Annotated in this window: 16 protein-coding genes; 9 read left to right on the top strand and 7 right to left on the bottom strand. The window is 43.1% G+C overall.

The window, feature by feature from the left end; genetic code table 11:
* Positions 1–74: 74 nt before the first annotated feature.
* Complete coding sequence (locus tag DSL64_RS17825) at positions 75–953, top strand: DUF1684 domain-containing protein (protein ID WP_115832282.1); 879 nt, start codon at positions 75–77, stop codon at positions 951–953.
* A gap of 701 nt (positions 954–1,654) precedes the next feature.
* Here DSL64_RS17825 and DSL64_RS17815 read toward each other — a convergent pair.
* Both DSL64_RS17815 and DSL64_RS28835 read right to left on the bottom strand, forming a co-directional pair.
* Entirely contained in the window at positions 1,655–2,152 is a 498-nt protein-coding gene (locus DSL64_RS17815) for a hypothetical protein (RefSeq protein WP_115832280.1), read from the bottom strand.
* The gene (locus tag DSL64_RS28835; protein ID WP_147300383.1) at positions 2,110–2,364 is read right to left on the bottom strand and encodes a hypothetical protein; all 255 of its coding nucleotides are present in this window, start codon (positions 2,362–2,364) and stop codon (positions 2,110–2,112) included. The genes DSL64_RS17815 and DSL64_RS28835 overlap by 43 nt, the downstream gene beginning before the upstream one ends.
* Before the next feature lie 188 nt (positions 2,365–2,552).
* Between DSL64_RS28835 and DSL64_RS17810 the strand changes: the two genes are divergently transcribed.
* Complete coding sequence (locus DSL64_RS17810; RefSeq protein ID WP_115832279.1) at positions 2,553–3,245, top strand: DUF3800 domain-containing protein; 693 nt, start codon at positions 2,553–2,555, stop codon at positions 3,243–3,245.
* Between the two features lie 47 nt (positions 3,246–3,292).
* The gene (locus tag DSL64_RS29415) at positions 3,293–3,676 is read left to right on the top strand and encodes a cysteine-rich CWC family protein (RefSeq protein WP_115832278.1); all 384 of its coding nucleotides are present in this window, start codon (positions 3,293–3,295) and stop codon (positions 3,674–3,676) included.
* A gap of 167 nt (positions 3,677–3,843) precedes the next feature.
* Here DSL64_RS29415 and DSL64_RS17800 read toward each other — a convergent pair whose 3' ends face one another.
* Complete coding sequence (locus DSL64_RS17800; RefSeq protein WP_115832277.1) at positions 3,844–4,446, bottom strand: RNA polymerase sigma-70 factor; 603 nt, start codon at positions 4,444–4,446, stop codon at positions 3,844–3,846.
* Positions 4,447–4,632: 186 nt separating this feature from the next.
* On the opposite strand from DSL64_RS17800, the gene DSL64_RS17795 reads away from it, so the two are divergent.
* The 5 genes from DSL64_RS17795 to DSL64_RS17775 all read left to right on the top strand — a co-directional run bounded on the left by DSL64_RS17795 (position 4,633) and on the right by DSL64_RS17775 (position 12,466).
* On the top strand, positions 4,633–5,613 hold the full coding sequence (locus tag DSL64_RS17795; RefSeq protein WP_115832276.1) for a FecR family protein: 981 nt from the start codon (positions 4,633–4,635) through the stop codon (positions 5,611–5,613).
* Positions 5,614–5,844: 231 nt separating this feature from the next.
* Positions 5,845–9,141, top strand: a complete 3,297-nt coding sequence (locus DSL64_RS17790) for a SusC/RagA family TonB-linked outer membrane protein (protein ID WP_158547942.1) — start codon at positions 5,845–5,847, stop codon at positions 9,139–9,141.
* A gap of 12 nt (positions 9,142–9,153) precedes the next feature.
* A complete protein-coding gene (locus tag DSL64_RS17785; RefSeq protein ID WP_115832274.1) occupies positions 9,154–10,545 on the top strand; it encodes a RagB/SusD family nutrient uptake outer membrane protein in 1,392 nt (463 codons plus the stop codon).
* 7 nt (positions 10,546–10,552) lie between these two features.
* Positions 10,553–11,698, top strand: coding sequence for a cytochrome-c peroxidase (locus DSL64_RS17780; protein ID WP_115832273.1), 1,146 nt, complete (start codon positions 10,553–10,555; stop codon positions 11,696–11,698).
* 33 nt (positions 11,699–11,731) lie between these two features.
* The gene (locus tag DSL64_RS17775; RefSeq protein ID WP_158547941.1) at positions 11,732–12,466 is read left to right on the top strand and encodes a formylglycine-generating enzyme family protein; all 735 of its coding nucleotides are present in this window, start codon (positions 11,732–11,734) and stop codon (positions 12,464–12,466) included.
* A gap of 5 nt (positions 12,467–12,471) precedes the next feature.
* Here the strand turns inward: DSL64_RS17775 and DSL64_RS17770 are convergent, their stop codons facing one another.
* Positions 12,472–13,395 carry a cation diffusion facilitator family transporter gene (locus tag DSL64_RS17770; protein WP_229217128.1) on the bottom strand — a complete coding sequence of 308 codons (924 nt, stop codon included), beginning with the start codon at positions 13,393–13,395 and terminating at the stop codon, positions 12,472–12,474.
* A gap of 98 nt (positions 13,396–13,493) precedes the next feature.
* On the bottom strand, positions 13,494–13,988 hold the full coding sequence (locus tag DSL64_RS17765; RefSeq protein WP_115832271.1) for a YdeI/OmpD-associated family protein: 495 nt from the start codon (positions 13,986–13,988) through the stop codon (positions 13,494–13,496).
* A gap of 137 nt (positions 13,989–14,125) precedes the next feature.
* Here DSL64_RS17765 and DSL64_RS17760 point away from each other — a divergent pair, with 137 nt between their 5' ends.
* Positions 14,126–14,917 carry an alpha/beta hydrolase gene (locus DSL64_RS17760; protein WP_115832270.1) on the top strand — a complete coding sequence of 264 codons (792 nt, stop codon included), beginning with the start codon at positions 14,126–14,128 and terminating at the stop codon, positions 14,915–14,917.
* A gap of 49 nt (positions 14,918–14,966) precedes the next feature.
* On the opposite strand, the gene DSL64_RS17755 is transcribed toward DSL64_RS17760, so the two are convergent.
* Entirely contained in the window at positions 14,967–16,052 is a 1,086-nt protein-coding gene (locus DSL64_RS17755) for a WG repeat-containing protein (protein ID WP_115832269.1), read from the bottom strand.
* A gap of 31 nt (positions 16,053–16,083) precedes the next feature.
* Positions 16,084–17,439 carry a M24 family metallopeptidase gene (locus DSL64_RS17750; protein WP_115832268.1) on the bottom strand — a complete coding sequence of 452 codons (1,356 nt, stop codon included), beginning with the start codon at positions 17,437–17,439 and terminating at the stop codon, positions 16,084–16,086.
* Position 17,440 lies beyond the last annotated feature (1 nt).

Genomic DNA, 17,440 nt, shown 5'->3' with positions numbered 1-17,440 from the left:
CTGATGTCAGACCGGGAACCATGACTTCCCGGTCTGACTATTTGTCAATTAAAAATCAACTGACTTCTATTACTATGAAAAAATCAATCTTTGCAGTTTCCTGGCTGTTGCTTGGCGTTGTGTTATTTAGTTTCAGAGGAGATGCTGCTTATGAGAATCAGATCAAAGAGTGGCATAAAAAACGGGTAGAGGGTCTGAAAGCAGAAGAAGGCTGGCTTAATCTTGCGGGTTTATTCTGGCTGGAAGAAGGTGTGAATACCTTCGGAGGAAGCTCAGAAAATGACATTATTTTTCCGCAGGATCACAGTAAACCAGCTCTGGGTAAAATTATCCTGCAAAACGGACAGGTAACGCTTGAAGCTGATAAAGATGCTGAGATTTTCAATGGTACAGAGCCTGTTGAGAAAATAACGCTCTTCCCGTATCAAAAACCCGTGGTGGTAAAACATCAGTCACTGCGCTGGTTCATCATCAAAAGAGGTGATAAATATGCGGTGCGTCTTCGGGATCTGGAAAGCCAGACATTGAAGGATTTCAAAGGTATTCATACCTATCCGATCAATGAAAACTGGAAGGTAAAAGCGAAACTGGAAAAGACAGAAGGGAAAAAAGTTGCGATTACGGATATTACCGGACGACTTTCACAAGAGGATTCTCCAGGTACTTTGGTTTTCAATATCAAAGGAAAGGAATACAGACTGGATGCAGTTGGAACCGAAAAGAACCTTTTCATCATTTTCGGGGATGAAACAAACAAGAAAGAAACTTACGGTGCAGGTCGTTTTGTATATGCTTCTGAAAAAGCGGAGGACGGTTCCTACTGGTTGGATTTCAATAAAGCGACCAATCCTCCATGTGCGTTCTCACCGTATGCAACCTGCCCGTTACCTCCCAAGCAAAACAAACTTGCCGTGGCGATTACAGCAGGCGAGAAGCGGTTCGGAGATCATTGAGCAGATATTTAAAACTTAGTATAGGAGAAAAGGGGTAACAGCTGGTGATCAGCAGTTATCCCTTTTCTGTTTTTTACAGGAAGCAATAAGCGCATCCATCTGTTGCAACGTAAAACCTTGCGGAATAATGGGGTTGTAAATTAGTGAAAGTATCTCTCTGAACTCAGGTTTTCAGCTGATATTGCCTTGATCATTGACTCGGCAACTTCCAGCTTTCCGCTATTGAAGGCTAAAAGACAGTAAAGAGAATTGAATGCCTTGTTGTTAAATTGGTTCTTGAGTCGATGATCAGATTTTTTCGGAAATCTTATTTCTCCTTTAAAACGCCCGACAAATAGCTTAGGATAAAAGGTCATATTTGTTTTAATATCGATTTCTTTGATATCTGAATTGTTGTAAAGAATATCAATCGAGGGGACATGAGATGATAGGGAATGCGATCCAATCGCAAGTTTTAAGTTTTGCCCAGTAATACTATTTAAGTTTTTGATAGCGATGTTCCAGAAGTTAAGATCTTCCTCTTACCCCTGAATATTGACGAAAACTTCCGTAGGATACTTCTTTAATGATTTGTCGATAAAGCAATGATCCCGAATGAATTCCACAGTCTGCTAATGGGTATTTTATTCTCCTGCACGTAATGCATCAATTTCAGTTCACTGTCAACGGTGTAAAGAATATCGCCGAAGTAACTTTCAAAATCAGCTCTGTCCAGATTGTCCGGAGTGGAAGAGTGGTAAAGGAAGTACGCTTTTATCTATATCCGATAATGTAGCAGTAACATTGTCTCCCGCATAAAATCTTTTGTGATACACATTCCAGCTACCTCCCAATATCCCCAAACTTTTTGTCAGATCCTTGATAATATTGCTGCGCCTTATGGTGGCAACATCCACATTGCCAGACAATTGATTGTTTGCAATACCGTCAACAATGCCTATAGAAACGTGTCCGATATCTTCCCGCCAGTTTACAATGATTGGATTATGCTTTTCACCTATTTGGTCAATTTCCAGTTTCTCCTGAACGTATATTTTATTTCCAAAGAAGATACGGATATTGGCAAATAAGGGATTGTCTGTCAGCGCTATGTTAATTGGAAGCCCTATTTGGTCCAATTCCCTCAAAGCGGCTGTAATGTCAGCTGAATCATTTTTCAGTAAATTTCCATCCAGGGATACAGCAACATCATTTTCCATTTCTGAACTGTACTTCGCTTGTCGTTTGTATTCATACGAAACGCTGTTTCATAGAAGTAGTTAATGGTTTCGAGAGAGAATGATTCCTTTATTTTCTGAAAATCATTTGACTTTATATCCTGCTTGCACTGAGATAGGAGCAGGAATACCAGATAGGGTAGTAACTTTTGAATGACGAACTGGGTCAGATGAGGACGTGTATAAGAAAGCAAAAGTTTTGGTTTAAATACTTAAAAGGAATTGATATGAAGAAGTTATCATGTTGAAAATCAGTATGTAGTTCTATCTGTCATACTTTTGCTTTTGAATACAATTTGTATATTATTATCTTTGTATCGCAGTTGGGAGGTTTGACTTAATCAGATCGTGAGAACATGGTTTCTCCTCGGCTGCCTTTTTTATGCACCTACTATACCTTGATGAAGCTGGGAGTGCAGGAGACGCTGGACAAACTCATTTTGTTTTAGCGGGGGTCTCTCTTTTTGAAAGACAAGGATATTGGATTGCTAATGAGCTTGATAAACTTGTTTCAAGCATTAATCCGGCAGACCCAGCGCCACTGGAGCTTCATGGAAGTCCGATGTTTGGCGGCAAGAAAATATGGAGACAGTATCCAAAAGAGCAGCGTTGGCATATCATAAAAGAGGCGTTAGAAATTTTGGCGCGTTCTCACCACTCAAATAGGATTTTTGCCTGCGTTGTTAACAAACAAAACATTTCACCTGCGGATCCTGTTAATTATTCTTTTGAACAAGTAGCAAGTCGCTTTGACCAGTATCTTTCCCGATTACATAAAAATAATGATTCACAAAGAGGAATAATCATTTTTGATAAGTCTACTTATGAAAGTACCATTCAGGGCCTTGCCACAGACTTTCGAACCATTGGTCATCGTTGGGGGGTATTGAGAAATCTGTCAGAAGTTCCTCTTTTTCTGGATTCGAAAGCATCTCGTTTGATACAACTTTCAGATCTGATCGCATATTCGCTTTTTCGGAAGTATGAGTTCGGGGATGATCAATTTTATTCAATTATTCAGGATAGATTTGATGAGGTGGGTGGGATAAAACATGGACTTTGTGAAAGAATATAGAGTTAGCTTATGTTGCTTTTGTGCGTCAATTTGCGATATTCAATACCATGGGAGCAGCTAAAACAATTACAACCAGCCACGCCACAGCTGCTTCCTGCTCTCGCTGCCAGCAACCCATTCAATGCCTCGCCTCCGACATCGCTCAATGCGAATGCTCCAAAATTCGTCTGCAACCGGAGACCATCCGTTTTTTGGGAAAGACAAATTATGGTTGCTTATGTAATAGTTGTTTGTCTGATGTGAATCAGCTAGTTACTGCTTCGAAAGACATTGCTATTTCCAAAAGTGGATCTGAATTGATTGAAGGCGTCCATTACTATATGGAAGGACCTTATCTTGTATTTACCGAACTGTATCATATTCAAAAAGGCTATTGTTGTCGCAATGGTTGCAGGCATTGTGCGTACGGTCATGTTCAGGATAAGTCGTAGCAAGGATCCAATCACCATTTCACAGGACTTTAACTTTCAGGTAAGATTGGGGTAATACTGTATAACGACCTTTGCGCTCAGGCATTGGAAATAATAGTAAGGCTTCTAGTGGATATTGAAGTTACAAACAGGGAGCAGTTTTGCTCTCTTTTTGTTTGTATGGAGTTTCATTCTACGATCGACCACAGTATAATAGCGATGGGAAGATATTCACCCAAAGAAATTCTCAGCAAACGCAGTGCCTTTCTCATGTGCTGCTCTACGGTATTTTCCGAAATCTGCAGCTTTTCGGCAATCTGGCTATTGGATAAAAACTCCTGACGACTCAGTTTGAAAACGTGCCTGCACTGCGGAGGTAAGGTCTCTATAGCCAAAACCAGTTGTGTTTCAAGTTCTTTGGCATGTAGCTGATGGAGCAATGTGTCGTCGGTGCCGGTGGCCGTGGTCACCGCAAATTCTTCATACCGTTTACTGACCAGTTCACGCCGGTAATAATTGTAAATACTGTGTTTCAGACTGGTATGTAAATAAGCTTTCGGCGAATCTATTTCAGGAAGCTTATCACGGTTGCTGATCATTGAAAGAAACATTTCCTGAACAATGTCCTTTGCTGCTTCTTCGTCATTTATTTTTTTACATGCTACACCCAGCAACTGCACGATATGTCTTTTATAAAAAGTTTCAAATGCAGCATCATTCCCCTGTTTCCATTGCAGGAGCAACTCTGAATCTTCGTGTCTGGTAAGTGTATTGATAATCTCTGAGTGCAAAAATGATTTTACAAATGTAGCTTATTTAGAAAATGTCTAAAAAAATATTTTGATTTTTCTGATTTAATATAACTATTCCAATTTTTAACATGTATAGGTAATGATATTTGGAAAAAGTCTAAAAATAATCAAGCCGGGAGTAACGGTAATAGAAGCAAAAAGTGTCTTGTATTTAAAAGCCACAAAATGGAGCACAGCAGACTCGTTTACTTATTGGAGCAATATGACCGGGGCGATACCACGGAGCAGGAGCTGGACGAGCTGGAAAACTGGTATGATCAATTAGGAGCGTCGGATCATTCTTTCAGGGAATGGCTGCGAAAGGCAGGCAGCGAGGCAGCGCTGGCAAGTGAGCTTTATGATGATCTGATGAGTCGTAAGGTGCCATCCGGAAAAATAGTTCAGCTCAGGCCACTTCGCAATTGGTGGAGACTGGTGGCTACACTGGCAGGAGTTGTGTTTTTACTTGGCATTGGTTACCGGGTATTGCAACATAACAAGACTGACATAAATACCATATCCTTTGTCACTCCGCAGTCGGCAAGCGATTCGCGCCATTTTATGCTACCCGATAGCAGCCGGATTCTGCTTCAGGCAGGAAGTGAAGTTCAATATGAAGACCATGAAAATGAAAGGACAGTAGCTCTGGAAGGCGAAGCTTATTTCGATGTTCAGCATAAACCGGAAAAACCTTTTGTAATACGTGCAGGTGATATAACTGTCAGAGTAGTGGGCACTGCTTTCAACGTGAAGGCCTATCGGGATCAGAATAAGGTAACTGTAGCCGTAACAAGGGGAAAGGTAAAAGTGGAAAAAGGAGACGAGCTTTTAGGAATATTAATACAGGATCAGAAAATCGTATATGATGCCAAAAGCCGGAATGCAGAAACACATACTAACGAAGAAGAACAGGATCCGGTAAAACGAAGGATGGAGTTTGAGTCAGTATCGTTTAAAACCATAGCCAGGCAACTGGAGCAACGTTATGGTATAACCATCAGATTTGGAAATAAGGAGCTGGAAGGTTGTCCGGTGACTGCCTCTTTTCAGGGAACAGAAACTATTCAGGAAATATTGGATGTACTTACCGCAACCAGAGGAGCCACTTACAAGATTGAAAATAAAGGAAAACTGATTGTGGTGGAAGGCAAAGGATGTGGTCTGTAAATGACAGATGCCTAATGAAATACGATAATGCGAATTACAAATAAACCCAAATAAAAACAAACCCTTCCGCCGGCAAGCATTGAAGGGTTCGAGCTAAATAAAATCTCTCAATTCTACTAACTTTTACAAAGTATGCAAAAATCCCATGCGTATGCAAGGCGATTGCTCCTTATGTGGCATTCGTCGGCTAGTCGCCTGCGCTTTTCATTACGCTACAACCTGGTGTCGATTATGAAATTAACTTTTTACTGGTGTGCAATTGTTTTGGTAACGAGCCAAACCTTGTTCGCAGCAGCAACGGCAGCTCAAAGTATCAAAGAGACCGCTATATCCATGGAGTTAAAAAGCAGTTCGCTCAAAACTGCATTGAAAAAACTGGAGAATGCTTCTGGTTTTAGTTTGGCCTATCCGTCTGAAAAAGTGGGACAATACAGGTCAGTAACGCTCAACAGGGAAATGAGATCCGTACATCAAACTTTGAAGGAGTTGTTGGCTGACACAGATCTTGACTTCCGGCAGATTAATAGAAGTATCATTCTTTTCGAAAAAGTAAAGGAAGGAGCTCATCTGGTAAATACATCAGAAAATGCGGTACAATATGTATTGCAGGGAAGGGTGGTCGCGGCTGAAAACGGGGAAGTTTTGCCGGGAGCAACAGTTTTGGTTAAAAATGAAGAAAACGGTACTACTACAAATAAAAACGGTCATTTCAGTATTTCTGTAGCCGGAAATCGTGCGAACCTGGTTGTGTCATTTATAGGTTACCGTTCAGTGGATACATTGGTAACGCTTCCGTTGCAATTCGAATTGGTGATCAGGCTGAACAGAGATATTACAGTACTGAGAGAAGTGGTAGTATCTACCGGTTATTTCGAGACTACCAGGGCGATGAGTACCGGAAATATCAGTAAGGTCACAGCCGAAACCATTGAAAGACAACCACTAGGGAATCCGCTCGCTGCATTGCAGGGAAGAATGGCAGGTGTTTTTATCAATAATACTTCTGGTATACCGGGCGCCGCTGTGAATGTGCAGATCAGAGGTACGAATACGATTGAATCAGGTAGAAACCCACTTTATCTGATTGATGGGGTGCCCGTGACAAATACGGCATTGAACCGTTTTCCCGCAGCACAGGGACCTGTTGCTTTTGGAGGCGGGATGAACCCTTTGAGTGCGATCAATCCGGCGGATATAGAAAGCATCGAAGTCCTGAAAGATGCGGATGCTACCGCTATATATGGTTCGAGAGGTGCAAACGGAGTTATTTTGATCACGACAAAAAAGGGGAAAGCCGGAAAGACAAAGGTGGAACTTGATTTCTATACGGGCTTTTCCAAAGCTACGCGCACGCTGAATGTGTTGAGTACTTCTGAATATCTCGATTTAAGAAGAGCTGCTTTTGCTGCAGATGGTATTACGCCTAATTCCACGAATGCACCGGATCTGGTGGACTGGAATCCTAATCAGCATACAGACTGGCAAAAGGAATTGATGGGAAATAAAGCACCTGTTCACAATGCACAGTTGAACATCTCAGGAGGAAATGAAAATACAAGGTTTTTGTTTGGAACCAGTTTCCGCAATGAAGGTGCAACGCTGATCGGAGATAACTTTGATAAACGCGGAAGTGCGCATTTGAATCTTCAGCATACATCTCCGAATAAGAAATTCAACCTGAACACGACACTTACGTACGGGGTGGATCATCTGAAAACAACTGGTTTTAATCCATTTTCGTATCTGCTGACAAGCCCGAACCTGCAGATGTACGACAGCACCGGAACCAAACCTTTTTGGTTTTCAACTTCTACCAATCCATCTTCATACAAATTCGTGGATGTACAGACCAAAACGGATAATTTTATTGGAAACACTACATTACGCTATCAGCTACTCAATGGCCTGGAGGCTAAAGCGGATATTGGTTATACGCGGATGAATGTGCGCCAGACGCAGAAGATTTTTTCGAATAATGTCAACCCTTTTTCCAGTTCTTCTTATACCAATGAATCCTATTTGGCGAGCACACAAATGGGTACCATCAGCGTGGAGCCTCAGCTGAATTACACTGTGCGGATGAACCGCAGCTTGTTTTCTGCCTTACTGGGGTCAACTTATCAGCACACCACTACCACGCTCGACTATTTCACAGGTCGGAACTTTCCGAGCGATGCATTGATGGGCAGTTTTGCAGCGGCAGCAGTGATAGCCGATAAAGGGTCGAACCGGGAAGAATATAAATATCAATCCGTGTTTGGAAGGTTGTCTTATACCTGGGATGATAAGTATATCCTGAACGGAACGGTAAGAAGGGATGGATCGTCGCGATTTGGTGAAGGTAACAGGTTTGGTAACTTCTGGGCAGTAGGAGCGGGCTGGATATTCTCGAACGAGGTTTTCATCGCACAATTGCTTCCGGTAATGACTTTCGGTAAACTTCGTGCGAGTTACGGAACTACGGGTAATGATCAGATCGGGAATTACCGTTATCTGGAGACGTATTCAGCAACTGGAATTTCTCCGTATATGGGCGTAACAGGCATTGTGCCAAGTCGCGTTGCTAACCCGAATTACAGCTGGGAAGTGAACAAAAAGATGGAATTCGGATTAGAAACTGCATTTCTGAAAAACCGTCTGGGGGTAAATGTTTCGTGGTACCGCAACAGATCAAGTAATCAACTGGTAAGTTATCCGCTTCCGAGCCAGTCGGGATTTTCGTCTTACCAATATAACCTGCCTGCTTTGGTAGAAAACAAAGGATGGGAGTTTGAGATAACATCTCAGAACATCACACACGGCGCACTGAAATGGACAACCAGTTTCAACCTTACAACATTAAAAAATACGCTTCTCGAATTCCCTGGATTAGCTTCTACAACCTATGCCAATAAGTTTGAAATCGGCCAGTCTGTGAATGTTTTCAGAGTCTATAAGTTTAAAGGAATCAACCCTGACAACGGCTTGGCGATGGTAGAAGACAAAAATGGCGACGGAGTATTTAATGCCGGAAATGACTATTTCTCAATAGGAAGTGACGATCCCAAATTTTATGGAGGATTGGGTAACAATTTTAAATTCAAAGGTTTGGAACTGGACGTCTTCTTTCAGTTTTCCCGCAAGCCTGTCGACTATGGTTATCTGTGGTCGTATTATACTCCGGTGGGAGGAAGAGAAAACGTGAAGCGTGAACTGGCTCAGGATTACTGGACTACACCGGGACAAATCGCGACCCGTCCGAGACTTACGAATTCTACCTCAACAGAAGCAGGAAGGAATTACACCGGACAATATGCCTACTCTGATGCAGCCTTTAGTGATGCTTCGTACATCCGTCTGAAAAACCTGTCGTTGTCGTACAATTTGCCTGCGAAATGGTCGAATACGTTGCGGATGGAGAACATTAAGTTTTATGTACAAGGGCAAAATCTGCTGACGATCACGAATTACGATGGTCTGGATCCCGAGACACCGAGGCTGACACCTCCAAGCAAAACCTTCATTGCAGGTATTCGTCTGACACTTTAAAAATCGGCTATCATGTTATTTCAAAATATTAAAAATACAATTTGTAAGGGAGCACTTTCGCTGGTTTGCCTTACGTTCACGGTTTCATGCGAAAGTTTCATTGAGATAGATCCGCCTGCTTCGGATCTTACTGTAGATGTGGTTTTTGCAGACCCTAAAACCGTGGAAGCGACGGTTACGGGACTATATAGCAGCGCTTTTATTTCAGGGAATTTCTGGCATTATGCCCCACATTTTTATGGCGGGATGATTGCCGACGAGATCTATGCAAGAACGGCAACGGTTTTTGATGACCTTCGATATAATACTTACAATCCAAATATTGCTACCTATGGTTTGTTCTGGTCCAATGGTTACAAAATCATTTATCAGGCCAATAGCATCATCAATGGATTGGAAAAAAATACAGTGGTAAGTGAAGCTCTAAAGCAGCGTTATACTGCTGAGGCCAAATTTATCCGGGCATATATGTACATGCTCATCGCTGGTTATTACGGCGATGTTCCTCTGATACTGACAACAACCATGAGTGAAACTTCCGTAGCTCCCCGAACTCCCAAAGCCGAAGTGATGGCACAGGTGATTAAGGATATTCAGGAGGCCGAAACAGTACTGGCAACGGTTGCTATGCCGACAACGAAGGTGAATAAACTGGCGGCATCCGCTTTGCTGGCAAGAGTATACCTGTATGAAAGAAACTGGGATCTGGCGATACTAAAGGCGACGGAAGTACTTGCCGGAAGTGCAAAACTGGAATCAGATCTGAACAAAGTATTTTTGAGAACCAGCACTGAAGCAATCTGGAAGATCAGTAGCCAGAACAGTAATCCCTCACTGATTGATCGAACATCCTACGCACAAATGATTGTGCCATCGGAAACGGGTTTGCCTACGTATCCTAATTATACTTCCTTGTACAGAAGTTTCGAAAAGGGCGATAAGAGGAAAGAGAAATGGATTGGCTACCGAATCAGCGGTACTGATACGCTTACTTTTTCCAATAAATACAAACAACGGGCTACGCCGGCTGACGCAAGCCTGGCAGAGGATGCGATCATCCTCAGGTTGGGAGAACAATATCTGATCCGTGCAGAGGCAAATATTCAAAAGGGGAATCTGAAAGAAGCGGTTGCAGATATCAATGTATTGAGAAAACGGGCCGAATTACCCAATCTTCCTGAAACGATGACACAGGCACAAATGATTCTTCAAATAGAAAAAGAAAGACGTGCGGAGTTGTTTGTAGAAGGTCATCGCTGGTTTGATATCACAAGAACTGGTCGGGCAGATGCCGTATTCGGTGCTGAGAAGCCAACCTGGAAATCACACGCAGCCTTACTGCCTATTTCCCGTGCCGATATGGAAAGCAATCCGAAGCTGATTCAGAATCCGGGTTACAATTGATAGTAGTATGACTTCAAAATTCATTCTTACAATGGCAGCTATTTCGGTGGCTGCCATGTTTGTTGCCACTGTTTCGGATAAGCCCTATTTTGCCGAAGACCGGTATCTGGATTCGTTGAGAAAGGTTTATTCACGCTCTTCCGATCGCTGGCCTGCGCCGCATATCGACTCAGGAATTGTGTTCAGAGAACTGGGTATTTTGCCTGAGCCACCATTGAGAGTAGATCTGGATTCAGTCAGATATCTGGTTGATTTGGGGCGAACGTTGTTTTTTGATCCGCGTCTGTCCGGCTCCAACCAGATATCATGCAGCAGTTGTCATAATCCGGATCTTTTCTGGACAGATGGGCGCAAGCTGGCTCTGGGGCACGATCATCAGCGCAATATCCGAAGTACACAAACGATCGAGAATGTATGGTTTCAGAAGAAATTATTCTGGGACGGTCGGGCTGCAACCTTGGAAGAACAGGCGCGTTTGCCCATAAGCGCTGATGTGGAAATGCATCAGGAAATCAAAAAGATACCAGGCAAACTGAGAAAGATCAAAGGTTACAGACCATTGTTTACGCTGGCTTACGGAGATGCCGGCATTACCGAAATGCGTATCCTGAAAGCTTTATCCATATTTCAGCAAACGGTATCCAGCAACTACACTTCCTTCGATTTTTTTCTGGCAGGTATGAGTAGCCGGCTCACAGACCAGGAATTATTTGGCTTGCACTTATTCAGAACCAAAGGGCGTTGCATTAACTGTCATAACGGCCCACTATTGACTGATGGACAGTTTCATAATTTGGGACAAACCTTTTATGGTGATTCTCTAAAGCAGGATTTGGGCTTGTATAACACTACCAAAAATCCGGAAGACGTAGGCAAGTTTCGGACGCCTGGCTTGCGTAATGTCATGCGTACACATCCATGGTTTCACCGCGGGCAGTTTACGCATTTGGTACCGATGATGGTTTTTTACAACGCAGCTTTCAACATAACGCCGCCTACTGTTGAGCAATTGAAAGATCCAATGTTTCCCAAACTCTCACCACACATCAAACCGCTTGGACTTACCGGTGCCGAGCAATCCGCGATTATTGCTTTTCTGGAATCGCTCACATCCAATCCGGATGATACAGACCCGCCGGTATTGCCTAAATGAAAGGCTTGTTATTGATCTGAAAAAATGAAGAAAATGAGAAATTTTATATACCGCTTATTTCTCTTGCTATTTGTAACTGAGCAGGGTTTTGCCCAGCACTATCCGAACATGGTGGATGTTGCCGGTGGTAGTTTTTGGATGGGCGATTCCTTACAGGATGCAACCTCAGGCAGGCACGAAGTGGTACTCAGTCCATTCCGGATCGCTGCCACAGAAACAACCGTTGCACAGTGGCGGGTCTATTGCGAAGCTCTAAAGATAGCCATGCCTTCACCTCCCGGCTGGGGTTGGCAGGAAGACCACCCTATTGTAAATGTCAGTTGGAATGATGTCGGCAAATACATGGAGTGGCTTTCAAAACAAAACGGAAAGATATACCGGCTGCCTACAGAAGCTGAATGGGAGTTTGCAGCAAACGGCGGCAATAGTACCGTTTTTAGCGGTTCTGACGATATAGAGGAAGTGGCCTGGTTTGTGAAAAATGCGGGGAATCAAACACATCCTGCAGGGAGTAAAAAACCGAATGCATTGGGACTTTATGATATGAGTGGTAATGCTGCAGAGTTTTGCCAGGATAGGTTTGGAAGTTACACAAGCAGGAAAGTGACGAATCCCAAAGGAAATCAGACGAGCTTTTTCAGAATGGTACGTGGCGGGAGCTGGTACAATACAAGCACATTTTGCACTAATAAACATCGTGAAAAAGTGGCTGCTACGCCACGGTTTGACTATATTGGTTTCAGAATCGTGGAGGAAATTTCAAAATAACCGGATCATATCATCCACTTCCGTTCGGTTGTGAAGGAGATCGTCAGCCACATCGGAAAACTGCCTTTGATCTGATCATACAATTCCTGGCGGAGTACGTCTAGCTCCGCCACTTCCATAGCAGACAAGGACATGGGAAGTAAAAAATCGATTTCTACAGTATAGCTGCTGCCCGTTTTGGCCACGCGGACGAGCGAATCAAGAAATCCCTGATCAAGCACCATTTTTTCGGCTGCGTTATGAATCCGTTCTTCCACTTCATCATCCGGAGCAAACTGAAGCAATTCTCGTATATTTTTGATGAAAGTCTGAGCCGGAATCCGGAGGAAAAGTATGGAGATAATCAGAACCATGCCTGGGTCCAGGTAGGGAGTGATATAGTCCAGAGAAGTATCTTTGAGAAAATACCCGAGCGACAAACCGATCAATACACCCAGACTCAGCAGTGCATCCAGCTGCCATTCCGTAGATTCAATACGCACATATTCTGATTCCAGTTTTGCTGCTTTGTTTTTAAAGAACAACCACAATCCGAAACACCCGAGAATTGAAGTTATCAGATAGGGGAGAGCAACGCCGAGTTCCACTACTTTTCCACCATCAGTAATGTCCATAATGGATGTTGCCAATGAATAGAGGCAAAGAAAAATAATGACTGATGATTGCACTGTGATGGCAAAAGGCTCGAACTGAGACCGGCCGAATGGCAGATTTTCGTCGTCAGGTTTGCGGATAAAATTGCTTACAAACAGTGAAACTCCCGACAAACTGATACCGACCATGGAGAAGAGCGCATCAAAAATGATCGATTTGGAATCTCCGAGAATACCTGTGATAATCGCCCAAATTGTAAGAACGGAACCAATAGACATAGAAATCTTGATAAGCTTACGCTCTTCCAGCCTTCTGTATCTTGCATTCAGTTTCATGATGATGTTGCCCTGTTCCGGATATCCGGCAGTACAAAGCTAACGGAATGTATACCGATTCTAATATTAAGTTTTCAGGGCTGAATTCGAAATCATGATCACGGTTTAGCCTTGTGAAGTGTCTGTCCGAGCAAAGCCATATTCACAGTTTTGGCAAGACGTTCAATTTTGGTTTCCTCCTGTTTTGCATTGTAAATCCATTCGATAAACTGGCGCTGAATGGCTTCGCTGTACGACATGAAGTTTTTGTAAGCTTCCGGTTCGTCGGCCAGGCAAAGTTTCAGCTCTTCGGGAATATCCATCGGAAGGTCATCCGCGTAAAGCGTAATATGTACCTGATCACCTTCTGCTTTCCCGATCTTTTTACGGATCTCCGCTTTCACCGGGAGAAATAGCTTGCCATTTCCCATCTGCATCAGGTTGTAAGATTTGATTTCATAGTCATCAATCGTACCACGTACTCTTACCAAACCGAAATACTTATGTTTATCCGGAGCGATTTCAGAAATGACTACGTACGTCCAGCCACCTTTGCCTGCCTGTTTTTCGAGCATGTATAATTTATCGACTAATGGTTTATCCGGCGCATTCATAACAGGATCGAAAATATGATAATCAGGGTAAAGAAGTAAACCACAACTCAGAGCTATAACCCCAAATATTGGCTTGGTTTTTATATAATCGACTCAAATTTATCAAAAACTGATTGTCAAAACTAAAAACCAATGTTATGAAAAAGACGATTGTTTTTATCCATGGAATGTTTCAGAATTCGCGCAGCTGGGACAAATGGGTAGCGTATTTTAACGAAAGAGGCTACAACTGTATAGCACCGTCATGGCCCGATCATGAGGGCGATCCGGCAACATTGAGGGCGAACCCTCCCGCAACTTTGGGTGACCTGATGCTCGAAGATGTGATCAGCGCTATCGAGCAGGTTGTGATCAGCGCAGGTGGCGGGGAGGTTGAGGTAAAAGACAAACCGATTGTAATAGGGCACTCCGTTGGCGGATTGCTAACGCAGATCTTCGTAAACAGAAATCTGGTGAGCGTAGGTGTACCGATTTGCTCCGTGGCTCCGAATATGATGATGACGCTCGACTGGCCATTTTTCAAAAATGTTGCCGCTATTACGAATCCGTTTAAAGGAGATGAGCCATTTAAGCAGACACCCGAAAGTTTCCACGAAGGGTTTTGCAACACACTGGATGAAGCGGCTGCACGGCGTGCTTATGACGAAACCGCAACGCATGATAGCCGGAATGTCTTACGCGGATGCCTGGGTTCTGCCGGACAGGTCGATTTGGATGTTCCGCATTCGCCATTGCTTTTTATAGGTGCAGAAGAAGACCTGATCGTACCTACCGAACTGGTGGAAAAAAACAGCAAGGCTTACACGGATGATATAAGTGGCGGTTCATTTTTTCGTGAGTTTGACAACCGTTCTCATTATATATGTGGAGAGCCGGGTTGGGAAGAAGTGGCGGCCTACATTCATAACTGGTTGGAATCGCAGCAATAAAACTATAGTTGTCACACAGGAACAGTTCTACACGGGAACTGTTCCTGTTTTATCTAAGTCTTTCAGTGCTGAGAGATACACTTATCAATTTGTAACCTGAATCCGTACGAAGGAATGCGAGATGATCTTGCTTTACTCCGACTCCCTTACCATGACTGATTACTATATTTTTAACAGGATACCGGTTTTCGAGCGCCTCGTTGCAATTATTGAGGTAAGATGAAAACAATTCAGATTCGAACAGAAAGGGGTTCAGACTTTCATTGAATATATCATACTGGCAATCAGGTGCGTTCAGTCGCGCCAATAGTTTTTGCAGTATATTAAAGTTCTGCTCTATAAAAGTCTTTCCGTTTTCTGAAATCCAGCCAGAGGACTCATCCCAATATTTTATTTCCTCGAAAGTTGCTTTGTGAAAGGATGATTCACTTCTCTCAGTCAGCAGGGTGGTTTTAAGCCATAATTTGAATTCGGCATCGGTATCAATGAATCCGTAATATTTGCCATTCAATCCTTTAAAGTATTTTCTTTTATGATCATTTCCCGGCTTGTCTGAAACCTGTAAGGTATGTAAGCTGATTGGATCTTCGACTTCAAAATTATCAATCAATAGCTGGTTGGTGGTGTCAATCAGTATATACTTTCCGCCTTCCCACATCGTGTGCTCACCATCAGGAGATTGCTTCTTATTGGCTCCTGAAAGTGCGATAATCAATCCGTTTTCAACTCGGGATAAATCATTGTACACGGCTGGAATCGCTATGTTTCCTGATTTGTTCAAAAGACCAGCTCTATCCGTTTTCTGATCACGAAAACGGATAAATCCTTCACTTTCACAATCAAGCGTATTGTCGAAAACGTACATGCTATCGCGGGCTGTAACCCTGCCGGATTTGCTCAGATAATAGCTGCTTATTTTCCCCGAAACCTGCTCGTGCACAGCAATAATATCGTCAAACTTTCGAGCAGGAGAGTAGGTTTCAAACCTGGGAGGAATGCGAATATGGTCATTCTTATCTTTGTATCCTATCAGAGAGCTGTTCGCATTCATGAAGGCAGTCCAGTAACTTTGTTCCTGAGCCAGCAGTGTTCCGGGTGACAAAAAAAACATACAAATGATATACTGCAATTTCATAACAGGCAATACAGAGTTTCTTTTTCCAACGTCATTCTACACCATGAAGTTGTCGGGGGATGGTAAAAATCTCCTTTTGCCGGCCATTAATATAGCGAAAACCGTTTTTGTCAAAATAGCCGTCTTCTTCCAGCATAATCCTGATGGTTTTATTCCATTCTTTAAGCTGAACGGCGACATTCAGCTCAATCGAATAGGCTGTATTTTCATGCAACGGATAGTCGCCTGTACCTTTTACGGTTTTCTGGTTATCCCACATACCTATGGCAGGTCCGGCGGCGTGTCCGTGTGAGCCAATGGGATGTGAGTATATAGAGCCTGTAATGCCTTCGCTTTCGGCTTGTTTGAGCGCTTCCGCCAGCATTTCGTTACCTGTTTTACCTGCTTTAAAGCGTTCAGTAAGAATGTCCTGCAAGCGGTTTCCTTGTGCAAATGCTTTTTTCAGGTACTCAGGAATCTCTTTTTCACCAGGTTTTAAAATGTAAGCATGTTGCTGCTGGTCGGTGTTAAGCCTGAGATAAGTAATCCCAAAATCGACATGAATGAGATCGCCCGGCATAATTGGCTGCGAGCCGGGGCGCTTGGCAAATGTTCTCAAATGATCAAAATTCTTGTCATCTGCCCGCTGAATATCAACCGTAGGATGAAACCATGTTCCCAATCCCAGATCAGTCACACGCTGGCGGAGGTACCACACCACATCATCGGTGGTAGTAACACCCGGCTGAATTACTTTTTCAGAGAACGCTTCATTGATAATCTCATGAGAAATACGGCATATCATAGGGTATATGGTCATTTCTTTTTCTGTGCGCGTTTCAAGCCACCCAATAGAAAGCTTTTCTCCTGACGTAACTTTTGCATGGTACTCTTTGGGAAGCTTCTGCATAAACTCCTCCCGTTCGGTAAAGGTGAGTCCATCGGCATGTGCATACGTAGCAGAATAGTTTAGTCCGATCTTTTTTGGATTTTTAGCTTTAATCACTTTCATCAAAGCATCCCATTGGTCGGGATTAGAGCTGATATCCCATTCGCCTGTCAGGAGTGTGCCAACGTCGTAACGTGCTATAGCAAGTTTGTCCAGCGGTTTTCCGTTTCCGGGATCATAAAAAACCATTATGGTTCTTCTTCGTGCCGACAACCATACACTGGGTAGCATCGTTTTCATGACCGGGTCTTCATTGTATTCTCTTGAAATAATAATCCACATGTCAATTCCTTCCCGTCTCATCAATGCGGGTAAAAGATTTTCGAAGCGGTCTTCCAGAATATTATCGATTACTGCAGCGCGTTCCCTTTCAGGAAGTACAACCGGAATTTTCTGAGAAAAGGAATGGTAAAAAGGCAGGATGGCAAACAGAAGTGAAATACGTAATGCTTTGATCATA

The sequence above is a fragment of the Dyadobacter luteus genome (assembly GCF_003383615.1).
Classification (GTDB): Bacteria; Bacteroidota; Bacteroidia; order Cytophagales; family Spirosomataceae; genus Dyadobacter; species Dyadobacter luteus.
The sequence above is the reverse complement of the archived record's forward strand: the minus strand, read 5'-3'. Positions and strand labels throughout refer to the sequence as shown.